Annotated in this window: 16 protein-coding genes, 3 tRNA genes and 1 rRNA gene; all 20 read left to right on the top strand. The window is 41.9% G+C overall.

Annotated elements, in window-relative coordinates; genetic code table 11:
- A 23S ribosomal RNA gene (locus tag BM377_RS12810) occupies positions 1-328 on the top strand; the annotation flags it as partial.
- A 148-nt stretch (positions 329-476) separates the two neighbouring features.
- Positions 477-549: transfer RNA gene (locus BM377_RS12805), tRNA-Asn, on the top strand.
- Between the two features lie 115 nt (positions 550-664).
- Positions 665-736: transfer RNA gene (locus BM377_RS12800), tRNA-Glu, on the top strand.
- 15 nt (positions 737-751) lie between these two features.
- Positions 752-822 (top strand) — tRNA-Cys (locus BM377_RS12795).
- A gap of 91 nt (positions 823-913) precedes the next feature.
- Positions 914-1,822: a S1 RNA-binding domain-containing protein gene (locus BM377_RS12790; protein WP_092249159.1), complete on the top strand. Its 909-nt coding sequence runs from the start codon at positions 914-916 to the stop codon at positions 1,820-1,822.
- A 59-nt stretch (positions 1,823-1,881) separates the two neighbouring features.
- The gene (locus BM377_RS12785) at positions 1,882-2,598 is read left to right on the top strand and encodes an NAD-dependent protein deacylase (protein ID WP_092249168.1); all 717 of its coding nucleotides are present in this window, start codon (positions 1,882-1,884) and stop codon (positions 2,596-2,598) included.
- On the top strand, positions 2,598-2,771 hold the full coding sequence (locus tag BM377_RS12780; protein ID WP_092249156.1) for a DUF951 domain-containing protein: 174 nt from the start codon (positions 2,598-2,600) through the stop codon (positions 2,769-2,771). Before BM377_RS12785 ends, BM377_RS12780 begins: the two co-directional genes overlap by 1 nt.
- Positions 2,772-2,878: 107 nt before the next feature.
- Positions 2,879-3,166 (top strand): 30S ribosomal protein S6, encoded by a 288-nt coding sequence (gene rpsF, locus BM377_RS12775; protein ID WP_092249153.1) that lies wholly within the window; start codon positions 2,879-2,881, stop codon positions 3,164-3,166.
- 18 nt (positions 3,167-3,184) lie between these two features.
- A complete protein-coding gene (locus BM377_RS12770; protein ID WP_092249150.1) occupies positions 3,185-3,640 on the top strand; it encodes a single-stranded DNA-binding protein in 456 nt (151 codons plus the stop codon).
- 71 nt (positions 3,641-3,711) lie between these two features.
- Complete coding sequence (gene rpsR, locus BM377_RS12765) at positions 3,712-3,975, top strand: 30S ribosomal protein S18 (protein WP_092249147.1); 264 nt, start codon at positions 3,712-3,714, stop codon at positions 3,973-3,975.
- A gap of 147 nt (positions 3,976-4,122) precedes the next feature.
- Entirely contained in the window at positions 4,123-4,938 is an 816-nt protein-coding gene (locus tag BM377_RS12760) for an MBL fold metallo-hydrolase (protein WP_092249144.1), read from the top strand.
- Between the two features lie 16 nt (positions 4,939-4,954).
- On the top strand, positions 4,955-5,689 hold the full coding sequence (locus BM377_RS12755; protein WP_177223882.1) for a response regulator transcription factor: 735 nt from the start codon (positions 4,955-4,957) through the stop codon (positions 5,687-5,689).
- A 98-nt stretch (positions 5,690-5,787) separates the two neighbouring features.
- Positions 5,788-7,467, top strand: coding sequence for a cache domain-containing sensor histidine kinase (locus tag BM377_RS12750; RefSeq protein WP_177223881.1), 1,680 nt, complete (start codon positions 5,788-5,790; stop codon positions 7,465-7,467).
- A 172-nt stretch (positions 7,468-7,639) separates the two neighbouring features.
- A complete protein-coding gene (locus tag BM377_RS12745; protein ID WP_092249135.1) occupies positions 7,640-9,001 on the top strand; it encodes an ABC transporter substrate-binding protein in 1,362 nt (453 codons plus the stop codon).
- A gap of 76 nt (positions 9,002-9,077) precedes the next feature.
- On the top strand, positions 9,078-9,965 hold the full coding sequence (locus BM377_RS12740) for a carbohydrate ABC transporter permease (protein WP_092249132.1): 888 nt from the start codon (positions 9,078-9,080) through the stop codon (positions 9,963-9,965).
- A gap of 12 nt (positions 9,966-9,977) precedes the next feature.
- Positions 9,978-10,826, top strand: a complete 849-nt coding sequence (locus BM377_RS12735) for a carbohydrate ABC transporter permease (protein WP_092249129.1) — start codon at positions 9,978-9,980, stop codon at positions 10,824-10,826.
- A gap of 17 nt (positions 10,827-10,843) precedes the next feature.
- Complete coding sequence (locus tag BM377_RS12730) at positions 10,844-11,596, top strand: SDR family NAD(P)-dependent oxidoreductase (RefSeq protein ID WP_092249126.1); 753 nt, start codon at positions 10,844-10,846, stop codon at positions 11,594-11,596.
- Positions 11,597-11,811: 215 nt separating this feature from the next.
- Entirely contained in the window at positions 11,812-14,178 is a 2,367-nt protein-coding gene (locus tag BM377_RS12725; RefSeq protein ID WP_092249123.1) for a phosphoketolase family protein, read from the top strand.
- A 119-nt stretch (positions 14,179-14,297) separates the two neighbouring features.
- Complete coding sequence (locus BM377_RS12720) at positions 14,298-16,352, top strand: DHH family phosphoesterase (RefSeq protein ID WP_092249120.1); 2,055 nt, start codon at positions 14,298-14,300, stop codon at positions 16,350-16,352.
- On the top strand, positions 16,353-16,799 hold the full coding sequence (gene rplI, locus BM377_RS12715; protein ID WP_092249117.1) for a 50S ribosomal protein L9: 447 nt from the start codon (positions 16,353-16,355) through the stop codon (positions 16,797-16,799).

The following is a 16,799-nucleotide window of genomic DNA, read 5'->3' as shown; positions in this document are numbered from 1 at the left end:
ACGCGAGCTGGGTTCAGAACGTCGTGAGACAGTTCGGTCCCTATCCGGCGCGGGCGTAGGATATCTGAGAGGAGCTGTCCTTAGTACGAGAGGACCGGGATGGACGGACCGCTGGTGTATCAGCTGCATCGCCAGATGCATAAGGCTGGGTAGCCACGTCCGGAAGGGATAAACGCTGAAGGCATCTAAGCGTGAAGCCCCCCTCAAGATGAGATATCCCTGCATATGCAGTAAGACCCCTTGGAGAGTACGAGGTTAGATAGGCACAAGGTGTAAGCATGGTAACGTGTTCAGCTGATGTGTACTAATAGGTCGAGGGCTTATCCAAACTAGGAGAACTTGATGAGGCATGGCCGAATCTAGTTCGAGTGTTGTTCTGGCGAGACTATGAAATAGTCGAGAGCAGAACTTCACCTGTATAGAAATTATCTGGAAATATTCAGTGTTCGGTTTTGAAGGTACAATAAAGGAAATAATCCTCCTTAGCTCAGTCGGTAGAGCATTCGGCTGTTAACCGAAGTGTCGTTGGTTCGAGTCCGACAGGGGGAGCTAAAGTGGTCGTCTGGCCAAATGGCTCAACTGAAGTTCTAAGTTCGGAAAGACCTCACTAAGAACTACAGCAGAGCCTACTGCTAAGCGTTCAAAAGACGCCCGCTAAGCATTAGGCTCCGTGGTCAAGCGGTTAAGACATCGCCCTTTCACGGCGGTAACACGAGTTCGATTCTCGTCGGAGTCATTAATCAAATATTATGGTGACATAGCCAAGCGGTAAGGCATAGGTCTGCAACACCTTGAGCGGCGGTTCAAATCCGCCTGTCACCTCTAATCTGTAAGTGGAATGCTTACAGATTTTTTTGTACTTTTTTTCTATATGGTATAATCATATGGACTAATAATATTGGAGGCACAAAATATGGCAGAAGAGACAATGAAAGATTATACCAGGGAGATAGAGAACTCCTTCAGAAAGATAAAGGAAGGAGATATTATAGACGGTACAGTCATCGGAGTGACTGATTCTGAAGTTATTCTTGATATCAAATACTATACGCAGGGAATTATCAGGGCTGAGGAACTCAGTGATGATCCTAAATTCTCAATCCATAAAGATATAAATGTTGGAGATGAAGTATCTGCTACTGTTATATCTACAGATGATGGGGAAGGAAATATTCTTTTATCCAAGAGAAAGGCCAATGAAGTTCTTGCATGGGATAAACTGAAGGCATTCCTTGAGTCGGAAGAATATGTTGATGTTAAGATCTCTGAGGCGGTAAAGGGAGGTGCTGTTGCTTTCCTCGAAGGAATAAGAGGATTTATTCCGGCATCCAAGCTTGACCTTTCATATGTTGAAGAAGACAACATAAAGGATTATGTCGGAAAAACAGTAAAAGCAAGAGTTATAACTGCTGATGAAGAGAACGGAAAGCTTGTCCTTTCAGCGAAAGAATATCTCAAGGAACAGGCTGATATTAAGAGAAAAGAGATGATCTCAAATGTGGAGGTCGGTCTTGTGACAGAGGGAACAGTTGAGAGCTTACAGAACTACGGAGCGTTCGTTGACCTTGGAAACGGAATGAGCGGACTAGTGCATATATCTCAGATCTGCAATAACAGGATCGCACATCCTTCTGCAGTACTTAAAGTCGGACAGAAGGTGAAAGTAAAAGTTATCTCGATCAAGGACGGAAAACTCAGTCTTAGCATGAAAGCACTTGAAGAAGTGGCAGCTACCGAGATTGCTGAGGAAAAGATTGAATATACGAGTGACGGTGATGCAACAACATCACTTGCAGCCCTTTTAAAGAATGCAGGATTTTGATAAAGCACCGAACAAACCGGTTTTTGTGATTCCGGAGGTAAACGATGAAAGGAGATAATATGGACGAGGCGGTAAAAGAGCTAAAAAAAATGATTGACGAATCCGACAATATTGTCTTTTTTGGCGGAGCGGGTGTTTCAACGGAAAGCGGAGTTCCGGATTTTAGAAGTGAAGACGGACTCTATCATCAGAAATATAAATATCCGCCCGAGCAGATACTTAGCCATACCTTTTATGAAAGAATGCCTGAGGAATTCTTCCGATTCTATAAGGACAAGCTTCTGATCACAGGTGTTAAGCCGAATAAAGCACATCTTAAACTTGCTGAGCTTGAGAGTAAAGGAAAGCTCAAAGCTGTTATAACCCAGAATATTGATGGCTTACATCAAGCGGCCGGAAGTAAGAAGGTTCTGGAATTACATGGCAGCGTTCATAGAAACTACTGTGAGAGATGCCATAAGTTCTATGATTTTGATTTTATGGCAAGTTATGACGGAATTCCCACATGTGAATGCGGAGGCAGGATTAAGCCTGATGTAGTCTTATATGAGGAAGGTCTTGATATGCAGGTCATAGAGGAGTCTGTGAATTATATCAGGAACGCAGATGTGCTTATTATAGGTGGCACATCACTTGCTGTTTATCCTGCAGCAGGTCTCATAGACTATTATTCCGGAAATAAACTTGTTTTGATAAATAAGTCGGCAACACCAAGGGACAGACAGGCGGATCTTGTTATACAAGGCCCTATTGGGGAGATTTTGGATCAGATTTAATGGACATTCAGGTTGGAAACATAATAAAACTAAAGAAACAACATCCTTGCGGTAGCTATGAATGGGAAGTTTTGCGAGTCGGAGCAGATTTTAGGCTTAAGTGCCTGGGCTGTGGACATCAGATTATGGTATCCCGTAAAAATGTGGAAAAAAACATTAGGGGAATACGATAAAAAGCTTGCATTTATCATGGGTATATGATAACATATCATCCTGTGATAAATTCCTTGCTGCTTGACTGATACAAGTAGCCAGAGACCAAAAGGAGGTAACAAATAGCATGAACAAATACGAATTAGCCGTTGTTGTTAGTGCAAAGATCGAGGACGATGCCAGAACAGCCCTCATCGAGAAGGTTAAGAAGACTATCGAGAAGCATGGTGGTCAGATTACCAACATTGATGATTGGGGAAAGAAGAAGCTCGCTTATGAGATCGAGAAGATGACAGAAGGCTTCTACTATTTCATCCAGTTCGATGGTGAGTCTACAACTCCCGCAGAGATTGAGACTCGCATGCGTATCATGGACGGCGTCATCAGATATTTATGCGTTAAGAACGAGGCTTAAATACAAGAGGACGAAAATATGAATAAAGTTATACTAGTGGGACGTTTGACAAGAGACCCTGATGTTAGATATTCACAGGGAGACACAGCAACAGCAGTCGCAAGATATACTCTTGCTGTTGACAGAAGATTTGCAAGAAGAGACCAGCAGGATGCTCAGACAGCTGATTTTATCGGTATTGTTGCATTCGGTAGAGCAGGCGAATTTGCAGAGAAATATCTTAAGAAGGGCACTAAGGTTATCGTAACAGGACGCATCCAGACAGGTTCTTATACGAACAAGGATGGCGTTAAGGTATACACAACTGATGTAGTTGCGGAGGACCAGGAATTTGCTGAATCCAAGAACGCTGCTTCCAATAACGGAGGTTCATTCGGTTCTGATTTTTCAGCTGAGGCACCGGCTCCTGCTGCAGCAAGCGATGGCTTCATGAATATTCCCGACGGAATTGACGAGGAGCTGCCGTTTAACTGATTCGAGGATATTGCTTTGGCATGACCGTTACAGTTATGTAAGCGTTATCCGTAGTTAAGGAGGAATAAACAATGGCTTTCACAAAGTCTGAGAAATCCGATGCTCCTGTAAGGAGAAAGGGTGGAATGCACAGAAGAAAGAAAGTTTGCGTATTCTGTGGCAAAGATAATGTTATTGATTATAAGGATGTAGCTAAGCTTAAGAAGTTCGTTTCTGAGAGCGGCAAGATTCTTCCCAGAAGAATCACAGGTAACTGCGCTAAGCACCAGAGAGAGCTTACATCTGCTATCAAGAGAGCAAGACATCTTGCACTTATGCCTTACGTAGCTGAGTAATTGGCAGTTAGATAAAAGAATTAGAGACACTTTTTGGAATAGATTCCAAGAAGTGTCTTTTTTATCATTTATAAATTCGGATTTAAGAGTATAAATATTAAATAAAGAATATTGATATGGGTATGACCATATACTACAATCAATGTTATGAAGTCAGAATATGCTTATAAGTGGGAGTGGTATGAGAATATTGTAGGCAATCCGGAATCTTACAAGACCGATCCATTCCGAATATATGGAAATCTGTTTTTCGTCGGAACCAAAGACAGTTCGAGCATTCTGGTTGATACAGGCGACGGGCTGATGCTTTTTGACACGGGATATCCGAATATGCAGGAATTCTTACCTGAGTCAATCGAAAAGCTTGGATTCAAGATTTCTGATATAAAGTTGATATTTCATACACATGGGCATTTCGATCATTTCGGAGCGACAAAGCTTCTTATCGAGAGAAGCGGTGCCAAGACACTTATGAGTGCAATAGATACACGTATTCTTAGAGATAGACCTGAGCTTGCTCTGGACTATTATCTTCCCGGAATTAAGACGGAATTTTTTACCACAGACAAGGAACTGGAAGACGGAGAAATAATTGAACTTGGAAACACAAAAGTAAAGTGTATCCTTACTCCGGGACATACCCCGGGGGCAATGAGCTATGAGATAGCACTTAAGGGTGATGAAGGGGAGAAGAAAGCTCTTTTGTGCGGAGGAACAGGATTAAATACGCTTAACCTTGAATTTATGGAGAAATACGGGGTTAATTACAGGAAAGATTTTGAGCGGAGTATAAAGCTTTGGAAGAGCATGGAGCCGGATATATATTTGGGAAATCATACAACTCAAAGCGATATTCTTGCTAGACATAAAGAGGGAAGATCATTTATTGACAAGGAAGCCTTGCGAAAATATATCTCTGATGTTGAGCATAATTATCTAAAGATGCTAAGGGATGAGGGCTGACTTATGGAGGGTGTCAATGTATACTTTGGTGATCGTCGATGACGAGCAAAAGATATTGGATGGAATAGCAGATCTTTTTCCGTGGGAGAATATAGGTTTTAAGGTGGTTGGAAAGTTTACCAATGCTAAAGAAGCATTGGAGTACCTTGACAGTAATCCGGCGGATGTTGTTATGACTGATATTAAGATGCCCGGTATTGACGGTCTTTCTTTTGCCGAAAAACTCAAAAAAGATCCAAACAGCATAGTGGTTATATTAAGCAGTTACAGCGATTATGAATTTATGCGTAAGGCGCTTAAGGTTGAGGTTACGGATTATCTTTTGAAACCGATCAATTACGGGGAATTATCTGAGTGCTTTGATAAAATAAAGGAAATTCTTGATTCCAGAAATAAGTTGAGCACAAACGATGAGGCGCCGTATTATTACAAGATTATCCGTCAGATTGACGACTACCTTGAGGAAAACTTTCAGAGAGCGAGTCTGGTAGGTGCGGCAGAAAATGTAGGGATAAGCTCGGGGTATCTTTCTAAAATATATAAAGAAAAAAAGGGTGTGGGTTTTCAGGAACAGTTGAGCAATGTGAGGATGCAAAAGGCAGCAAACATGCTTATGGATCCTTCGTATAAGAGCTATGAGATCGCATATCAGGTGGGTTATGACAGTCCTAAGAATTTTACAAGAGCTTTTAAGGCCTATTTTGGTGTTACACCGAGAGACTACAGAAACGGTATAAGGGGTAAAGAGTAAAATTGCTGAGGAAATATTTTATCAAACGTGCAAGATGGAACTTTATCGTAATGATAATACCCACTTTGCTTATATTTTTTCTTTTTGGGGTTTTCTTTTTGCATTCTCAGAGAGCAAGCGTTGAAAAAGAGTCGGTTAAATCGCTTGAGAGCTTTGAGGACAGTCTGGAAGCTTCTATATATAACATGGGGTATCAGCTGGATACTCTCATGAGTAATTCTTCTTTTTCCCTAGCATTTAAAACGATGCTGGATTATCGTGGTTTGAGCCATTCGGACCTTACTACTTTTAATATGCTTAAATATCTTTTTAACAGCTATGAGGCCTCATACTCATATATCCATTCGGTTTATATGTATTTGGATGGCAGGGAAAGATTTCTTACTTCGGATACAAGACAGATTGCCAATGTAGATACCTATTTTGACAGGGAATGGCTCGATGAGTATAAGAGCATGGCAGAGGATGAGAGGGTTTACACCGACCACAGATGGATTCAGAGGCATTCGTATGCGGAGCCTGTAGAAGTAATAAGTATTTTCTATAGGATGACATATATGGACGGCGTCATTGTCATTAACATCGATAAAAGCGAGTACGGAAAGCTTCTTCGCAGCGTGCTGATATCGGAGAATCAGAAGGTCCTTCTTTATAATTCCAAAGGCGACATTATATGTATTACGGATCCTGAACTTGAAGATTTTGAAGCTTCGGTGATAAACGAAGATATCAAAAAGAGGATTCAGGGAAAAGAGACTGAACTTGGGTCAAAAAAATGGGTCAAACTGGACGGGAAATACTATTTTGCGGATATGCTTTATTCAGAATATCTTAATCTGTACGAGGTATCCGTAACGTCGCGTGCACAGCTCATGGAGGATCTGCGCATCTACATAATCATGGCTGTAGTTATCCTTTTTGTTGAAATTATCTTAATGATCCTTCTTGCGTACATATATACAAAAAGGAATTTCTCATATATCGAGGAATGTGTGGATGTTTTTTCCGCTGCAGAAAGAGGAGAAGCGGTGGAAGAGAGATTCCGGTCGGCGGATGATGAGTATTCTTTAATCTTTAATAATGTTATCAGGATGCATCTTAATAATTCCAAAATGCAGATGGATCTTCTTGAAAAGCAGCACGAGGCTCAGATGGCACAGATGAATGCATTGCAGCTTCAGATCAATCCGCATTTTATATTTAATACACTTCAGACTTTGGACTTTGAGGCGATAAAAAAAGAAGGCTATGATTCCGAAGTTCACAGGATGATACAGAATCTATCAATGGTAGTAAAGTATGCACTTTCGGAGCCGACCAGAGATGTGACGATCAGGATGGAGCTTGAATATTTAAAGGCTTATCTTGAGATACAGAATATAAGATTTGGCGGAAATGTCATTACGTATTTTGAAGTTGATGAGACCATTTATGAATGCAAGGTATTCAGGCTGATGCTTCAACCTGTTCTTGAGAACTGTTTTGAGCATGGAATCAACAACGATGAGGGCAAGATCCATGTTAAGGTCAAGATATTTGACCGAGGTGACGAGATCACTGTTTTTGTGGTTGATAACGGACGCGGAATTACGGGTGATGAACTCAAAAAGCTCTATGAAAAGATAAATAATAAGGACTCCAGAAATATAGGTCTGACCAATCTGAACAGGAGACTTATATTAAGATACGGAGAAGACCATGCTTTAAAGATAAGAAGTAAAGCGGGCTTTGGAACAGAAGTCTCATTTTCGGTTCCGAAAAACGATCCGATACAATAAAAAGAAACTATACATTCATTAAAGAAACCAATAATAAAAAAATGATACCAATAACAGAATTCCTATAAAAAAAGAGTCTTTTTTGTAAGTGGGAATTCTGTTTTGTTTTTCGAGTGAATGCTAACATAATTTTACCTAATACGATATTGGAAACAAAAAGGGAGGTTACGTAATGACGAGAAAGAAATTGATTGCACTTGTTACTTCTGTAGCTATGCTCGCAGGCGTTATGTCCGGATGTGGAATCAGCGCTCCTGAGCAGACTACAGGCACCGGCGCAGATCAGAATGCACCTGCAGCACCTAGCGCTGCTGCTCCTGCATCAGACAGTTCCGAGCCGGTTACACTGCGATTCTCTTGGTGGGGTGGAGATGCAAGACATGAGGCTACACTTGCTGTTATTGAGGCATATGAAAAGCTTCATCCAAATGTAACTATAGAGCCTGAATATGGATCATATGACGGATATTCAGAGAAAAAGACTACTGAGTTTGCTTCAGGCACAGCTCCTGATATCTTCCAGATAGAGACAGGACTCGGACCCGAGTACTATAACCAGGGAGTGCTCTATAATCTGACAGAAGGTGGAATGGATTTTTCAAACTTTGATGCTTCATTCCTCGAAGAGAACGGTCAGTTTGGTTCAGGCGCACAGTATGCTATGCCTACAGGACAGGCAGGAACCGCACTTATTGTTAACAAGACACTTATGGACAAGGTAGGAATCGATCTTTCTCAGCCTTATGATTGGGATCAGTTCTTTGAGTGGGGTAAGAAGGTAAGAGAGTATAGCAAGGATTGTTATCTCCTTTCAGCTAATACATCTTATGCTTCAGCATTCTTTACACGTACATATTCAAGACAGAAGAACAATAAGCCTATCATCGACGATGATTACAATCTGAACATGACAGAGGAGCAGTTCGTTGAACTCTTCACATATATCAAGAGACTTTATGATGAAGAAGTATGTGCTCCCGCTGCATACAAGGCTCCTTTCGGAGATCAGGACCAGGAAGATCCCAACTGGATCAAGGGTAACTATGTTGCTTCTATCGGTTATACATCATCAGCAGACGTACTTTCGGCAGCTAATGATTCTGTAGATTATATTGCAGGACAGCTTCCTCTTTATGCAGACAGAAAGAGCGACGGATGGGTTAACGACTGCCCTCAGCTTATGGGTGTATATGCAGGAACACAGCATGCTAAGGAAGCAATCGATTTCCTTAACTTCTTCTACAATGATGAGGGTGCTATGAAAACTCTCGGCACTGTAAGAAGTGTTCCTCCTACAGCAAAGGCACAGGAGATCTGTGCTAAGGAAGGCACACTTAATCCTTTGACCAAGCAGAGCGTTGAGGTCAGCATGCAGTACAACGGAAAATCTGACAGTGGCCCTACAACCGGATCGGAGGTTACAGCCATTTTGACAGATGCTTATGAGAATATATCTCATGGCACAATGAGCCCTGAAGAAGCAGCTAAGGAAACAATGGAACTTCTTAAAGACTTCTGTGAAGCTCATAAATGATCCTTATAAATATAAGATTGAATGCGCGCCGGTTATGTCGGCGCGCAGGCTATCTTAGGTAGAAAGAAGAAGTATTATGAAGAAAAAGAAACTTTTTTCCCGTGATAATCAGGCTTATTTATACTTGCTTCCGTGGATCGTAGGAATGCTTGTTTTACAGATCTATCCTTTTATCACATCGTTTTATTATTCTTTAACTGAATACAATGCACTTACCGATCCGAAATTTGTAGGGATGGCGAATTATATACGCCTTTTCACCAGAGATAAAGAGTTTTTCAAGTCACTTACAGCGACGGTGACATATGCGGTACTTACCGTTCCTTTTAAGATAATCATGTCTCTTTTTATTGCGATTCTTTTGAATAAGGGAAGAAAAGGAATAGGTGCACTTAGGACGATCTACTATCTGCCTTCATTGTTTGGCGGAAGCATGGCAGTATCGATTCTTTGGAAAATAATGTTCATGGATGACGGAATGATCAATGCTTTCCTTCACAGCTTTGGACATGAAACGATATCTTTTCTCGGAAATCCCGCTACAGCTTTGCCGACACTGAGCGCACTTGAAGTATGGCAGTTCGGATCGTCAATGGTAATGTTCCTGGCGGCACTTAAGCAGGTACCTCAGTCGTTATACGAAGCTGCGAGAATTGACGGAGCAGGAAGGATAAAAAGCTTTTTCTCCATAACAATTCCTCAGATTTCACCGATCATTTTCTTCTGCATCATCATGCAGACAATAAACGCACTTCAGAACTTCACATCGGCATTTGTTGTTACACAGGGCGGACCGGTAAAGAGTACATATATGCTTGGTCTTAAATTGTATAACGACGGATTCCTTTTCATGAAGATGGGTTATGCAAGTGCAACGAGTTGGATAATCTTCGGTCTTGTAACAATCTTTACTTTGGTATTGTTCGGGACATCCAAATTCTGGGTATTTTACGGAGATGAATGATAGGAGAAGGGTATGTCAAAGAAATTAAAAAACAGGATCAATGAGGTAATCATGTATGTGGTTCTGATCACTATCGGAATTATAATGATCTACCCTCTCATATGGATGTTTTTTGCAAGCTTTAAAACAAATGAGGAAATATACGGAAGCATCGCACTCCTTCCGAAAAGCTACAGTTTTCAGGCTTTTGTGGACGGATGGAATGCGATAGGCGGAAATACGTATGCGGTATTTTTCAGAAATTCTTTTCTTCTGGTACTTCCCACAACGATACTTACGGTTGTTGCAAGTACGCTTACGGCATATGGATTTGCAAGGTTTAATTTTAAAGGAAAAAAGGCAATGTTTGCGCTGCTTATGTCAACTCTTATGTTGCCCAACGCTATCCTTATCATTCCAAGATATGCGATCTTCAGAGACTTGAACGTGCTCGACGGATACGGACCGTTTTATCTCATGGCGGCATTTGCGTGTTATCCGTTCTTCTCATATATGCTTATTCAGTTTTTGAGAGGACTCCCCAGAGACCTTGACGAGTCCGCATATATAGACGGCTGCGGAACATTTAAGACGCTCACGCACATTCTTTTGCCGCTTTTAAAACCGGCATTATTCTCCGCAGGATTGTTTCAGTTTTTGTGGACCTACAATGATTACTTCAATTCACTTATATACATAAATACAGTAAAAAAATATACAGTATCGATGGCTCTCAGGCTTTCACTTGATACCGAGTCGGTAGTTATTTGGAAAAACGTAATGGCAATGTCATGTCTGGCAGTTTTGCCGGTAGTTGTCCTGTTCTTCTTTGCCCAAAAGTATTTTGTTGAGGGAATTGCCACAACGGGCCTTAAGGGATAAAAGAGGAGTAGATTATCATGAACGTAAAAGACAAGGTTATAGTAATTACAGGTGGCGCTGGAGGCCTGGGATCCGAGATGGGAAGGCTTCTTTGCAAAGAAGGCGCAAAAGTCTATCTTTTGGATCTGGACGAAGAGAGGGGAAAAGAAACAGCGAAATCGCTTGAAAATGAGGGTGGAAAAGCAGCTTTTTACCGAATCGATCTTACTTCGGAAAAAGATTGGAACAATGTTATCTACGATATTAAAAATATTGAGGGAAAGATTGATGTTCTTGTAAATAATGCAGGCATCAACATCAGGAAGCCGATTGAAGAGATGAGCATTGAAGAGTGGGATAAGATGATGCTTGTAAATACAGGCAGCACTTTCCTTGGATGTAAAGCGGTTATTCCTATCATGAAAGAGCAAAAAGGAGGAGCTATCATCAACACTTCTTCTGTGTGCGGTCTGATAGGGCATAAGTATACACCGGAGGCATATACAGCAGCCAAAGGTGCGGTAACAATGTTCACAAAAGCAGTTGCATCAAGATACGGACAATTCGGAATAAGATGTAACTCGATCCATCCCAGCACTGTTAAGACTCCTTTGGTAGAGGAGATGCTCAAAAATCCGGACAGAGCAGCGGAAAGACTTGGCGAAGTACCTCTGGGAAGACTTGCAACAGCACAGGATGTTGCCAATGCGGTTCTATATCTTTCCAGTGAAGAGGCTTCTTTTATAAATGGAATAAGTATGCCGATTGATGGCGGAGTAACATGCTATTGATCAGGAGTTTGTCATTGTCAGAAAAAGGACACGATTGGGAGAAAACCCATGAAGTGTCCTTTTTTTGTAAAGATAGCAATAATTGATAAAAAATTAGCAAGAATATGTATAGTATATCTGCCTGAAATATTTTAGTTTATTATGGATGCAAAAGTTTCTATGAGCAGCCAAGTGACTGCGAGTATTAACATACAAGTAGTAAAGGAGAGTTAAGTATGAACCACAACGAATTAACAGACGAGTACTTAGCCAAAATGGACGCCTATTGGCGTGCGACTAACTATCTCGCTGCAGCTCAGTTATATCTTCTTGAGAATCCGCTCCTTCGTGAGCCTCTTAAGAAAGAGCATATCAAAAAGAAGATCGTAGGACACTGGGGTACAGTTCCCGGACAGAACTTTATCTATGTACACCTTAACCGTGTCATCAACAAGTACGATCAGGATATGATCCTTATTTCAGGTCCCGGCCACGGCGGAAACTTCTTCGTAGCCAACACATATCTTGAGGGATCATACAGTGAAGTATATCCTAACGTAAGCCGTGATATGGACGGTTTGCAGAAGCTCTGCAAGCAGTTCTCATTCCCCGGCGGTATCTCAAGCCACGTAGCTCCCGAGACACCCGGTTCTATCCATGAGGGTGGTGAGCTTGGTTATTCAATCGCACACGCTTTTGGTGCCGTATTTGATAACCCCGATCTTATCGCTACTTGCGTAGTAGGTGACGGTGAGGCTGAGACAGGACCTCTTGCAACATCATGGCAGTCAAATAAATTCCTTAACCCCGTTACAGACGGAGCTGTTCTTCCTATTCTCCACCTTAACGGATTTAAGATTTCAAATCCTACAATTCTCGCTCGTCTTTCACATGAAGAGCTTGAGTCATTCTTCAAGGGAATGGGATGGAAGCCTTACTTCGTAGAAGGTTCAGATCCTAAGGAAATGCACCGTAAGATGGCTGAGACTCTCGACAAGGCTATGGACGAGATCAAGGCTATTCAGAAGAATGCTAGAGATAAGGGCGATGCAACAAGACCTGTATGGCCTATGATCGTTCTTCGTACACCTAAGGGATGGACAGGTCCCAAGGTTGTTGACGGTAACAAGATCGAGGGATCATTCCAGGCTCACCAGGTTCCTGTAATGATGGATAAGCCCGAGCATCTTGATATCCTCAAGACTTGGCTTGAGAGCTATCATCCTGAGGAGCTCTTTGATAAGAACGGACGTCTTATTCCCGAGCTTGAGGAGCTTGCACCTAAGGGAGATAAGCGTATCGGTGCCAACCCTCACGCTAACGGCGGTAAGCTTCTTCACGACTTAAGACTTCCTGATTTCCGTGATTATGCTATTGATGTTCCTACTCCCGGTTCTGTTGAGAAGCAGGATATGATCGAGCTTGGCGGATACATCAGAGACGTATTCAAGCTTAACGACGATCAGAAGAACTTCCGTATCTTCGGACCCGATGAGACAATGTCTAACCGTCTCAACAAGGTATTTGAAGTAACAAATCGTGATTGGAACAATGCTATCGATAAGGATACAGACCAGTTCCTTGCACAGGACGGTCGTGTAATGGATTCAATGCTTTCCGAGCATATGTGCGAAGGATGGCTTGAGGGATATCTTTTGACAGGAAGACACGGATTCTTCGCTAGTTACGAAGCATTCATCCGTATAATTGATTCAATGGCTGCTCAGCATGCTAAGTGGCTTAAGGTATGTAACGGACTTTCATGGAGACGTCCTATTGCATCTCTTAACCTTCTTCTTACATCAAACGTATGGCAGCAGGATCACAACGGATTCACACACCAGGATCCCGGATTCCTTGATCATATCTCAAATAAGAAGGCAGACGTTGTAAGACTTTATCTTCCACCCGACGCTAACTGCTTGCTCTCAACTATGGATCACTGCTTGAAGAGTAAGAACTATGTAAATGCTATCGTAGCAAGTAAGCATCCCAGACCTCAGTGGCTTACAATGGAACAGGCTGTTAAGCACTGCACACAGGGTATCGGTATCTGGGATTGGGCTTCAACAGACACTGGTGAAGAGCCTGATATCGTACTTGCATGCTGTGGTGACACACCTACACTTGAGGCACTTGCAGCTGTTGATATTCTTCACAAGGAGATGCCTGAGATCAAGGTTCGTTTTGTTAACGTTGTAGACCTTATGAAGATGGAGCCTAAGAACAAGCATCCTCACGGACTTTCAGACGTAGAGTACGATACAATCTTTACAAAGGATAAGCCTATTGTATTTGCATTCCATGGATATCCGACTCTTATCCATGAGCTTACATATACAAGAACAAACAGAAATATCCACGTTTACGGATATCATGAGGAAGGAACCATCACAACTCCTTTCGATATGAGAGTTCAGAACAAGATTGACCGTTTCAATCTCGTTATCGCTATGCTCAACAATATGCCTCAGCTTGGTAATAAGGGAGCATTCCTCATCCAGAAGATGAAGGATAAGCTAGTTGAGCACAAGGCTTACATCCATGATGTAGGTGTTGATATGCCTGAAGTTGCAGAGTGGAAGTGGACAGGCGTTAAATAATCTTTTGCGGATTTAAATAACGATATATATAAGTAGGGCATTTGCGATTATTTCGCAGATGCCCTGCTTATGTTATAATAAAACTTGGAATGTCCGTTGGACAGGAAGAGGACAACATAATGTCAAATAAGAACAGAGTTAAATTAAAGGGCAAGTTGATAACATATCTTAGGATATTTACATATCTCGGTATTTTACTGGCACTTGTTAATGTGGCGATATTTACAATGAATCTGACGGCAGGTCTTATGCTTCTTGCATTTACCGCTTTGTATTTTATCGCGATCGTGTATCTTAATTTCTATAACAGGCCGATCATCATGAATGAGCTTGTAAGCTTTGCTACGGAGTACGGACAGATTCAGAAAAGGCTTCTTAGAGAGCTTGATCTTCCGCATGCCGTGCTCGATGATTCCGGCAAGATCGTATGGACCAACCAGGCGTTTGAGAGAGTGGTTCATCAGGAAAAAGGCTTCAGGAAGACTATCTTTTCTCTTTTTCCTACCATAACAGCAGATAAATTCCCACAGGGAAATGAAGAAGTTTCCTATAAGCTTGATTATGAGGACAGTAACTATACCATCAAACTCAAGAGAATATCGCTCAGAGAGATGGCTATGAACAGTGACATAATCGACGCTGACGGGTATGAAGGTAGTCTTATCGCTGTATATCTTTATGATGAGACGGCTCTTCGTCTTGCCATCCAGGAAGTAGATAACCAGTCTCTTGCGGCAGGTCTTATCTATCTTGATAACTACGAAGAAGCTCTGGACAGTGTTGAGGAAGTAAGAAGATCTCTTTTGACTGCTCTTATAGACAGAAAGATCAACAAATATATCGCATCCTGCAACGGAATCGCGAAGAAGATCGAGAAGGATAAATATTTCGTTGTTATGCCCAAGAAATCATGTGAGATGCTAACTGAGCAGCGCTTTGATATCTTGGAGGATGTTAAGACGGTAAATATCGGTAATGAAATGGCTGTTACCCTCAGTATCGGTATAGGAATTAACGGTCTGTCTTATGCGCAGAATTACGAATTTGCAAGAAACGCCATTGATCTTGCGCTCGGTAGAGGCGGAGATCAGGCGGTAGTTAAGAGTGCTGACAATATTTCTTATTACGGCGGAAAGAGTCAGCAGATTGAAAAAAGTACGAGAGTTAAGGCAAGAGTCAAAGCTCATGCCCTTAGAGAGATCATTTCCGGAAAAGATTCCGTTATCGTCATGGGACATAGAATGGGCGATGTGGACAGTTTCGGAGCATCGGTCGGAATATATAGGATTGCCAAGACTTTGGACAGAAAATGCCATATCGTATTAAATGACGTTACGGCTTCGATGTCACCTTTGGTTGATCTTTTCAGAAGCAATCCCGACTATGAAGAAGATATGATAATAAACAATCAGCAGGCAATCGATATTGCGGGCAGCAATACGGTTTTAGTTGTTGTTGATGTTAATAAACCAAGTATTACAGAGTGTCCTGAGCTTCTTAGGTTCTGTAAGACAATAGTGGTTCTCGATCATCACAGACAGGGAACAGAAGTTATTGAGAACGCAACGCTTTCTTACGTAGAGCCGTATGCTTCATCGGCATGTGAAATGGTTTCCGAGATTCTTCAGTATATAGGTGAAAACGTCAAGATCCATAACGAAGAAGCAGACAGTCTGTATTCGGGAATGATGGTTGATACCAATAACTTCATGAACAAGACAGGTGTAAGAACATTTGAGGCAGCTGCTTTTCTTAGAAGGAACGGCGCCGATGTTACAAGAGTGCGTAAGCTCTTTAGAGAAGATGCCATTGAATATAAGGCTAAGGCCGATGCGGTCAGCCAGGCTGAGATCTATAGAGACAGATATGCAATTTCCGTGCTTAGAACGGGTGATATAGAGAGCCCGACTATAATTGGTGCGCAGGCAGCCAATGAGCTCCTTAACATCAAGGGTGTAAAAGCAAGCTTTGTATGTACCGAGTATCAGAATCAGGTATATGTAAGCGCGAGATCCATTGATGAGGTCAATGTTCAGGTGATCATGGAAAGAATGGGAGGCGGCGGCCATATGAGCTCTGCCGGAACCCAGATGCAGGATGTGCCCGTAGAGGAAGCGATAGAAGCTGTTAAGCGTACAATAGACGATATGATTGAAGAAGGAGAGTTATCATAAATGCAGGTAATATTACTCGAAGATGTAAAAAGCCTTGGTAAAAAGGGCGAAGTTGTCAAAGTAAATGACGGTTATGCAAGAAACTTCGTTATTCCCAAGAAACTGGGAGTTGAGGCTACACAGAAAAATCTTAATGAACTTAAGAACCAGCAGAAAAGAGATTCAATAATTGCAAAGCAGCAGCTTGATGCGGCTAAGGAATATGGTGAGAAGATCAGCAAGGAGACGGTTCAACTTACCATGAAAGCAGGCGAGGGCGGAAGAGTATTCGGATCGGTTTCTTCCAAAGAAATCGTTACTGCCGCTAAGACACAGTTTGGATTTGATATAGATAAAAAGAAACTTCAGATGCCGGAACCTATTAAAGCATTCGGTACATATGAGATTCCGGTAAAGCTTCATCCACAGGTCACCACTACACTTAAGGTTTGCGTAAAGGAACAGTAA

This window comes from Butyrivibrio sp. INlla21 (assembly GCF_900116875.1).
Classification (GTDB): Bacteria; Bacillota; Clostridia; order Lachnospirales; family Lachnospiraceae; genus Butyrivibrio.
The sequence above is the reverse complement of the archived record's forward strand: the minus strand, read 5'-3'. Positions and strand labels throughout refer to the sequence as shown.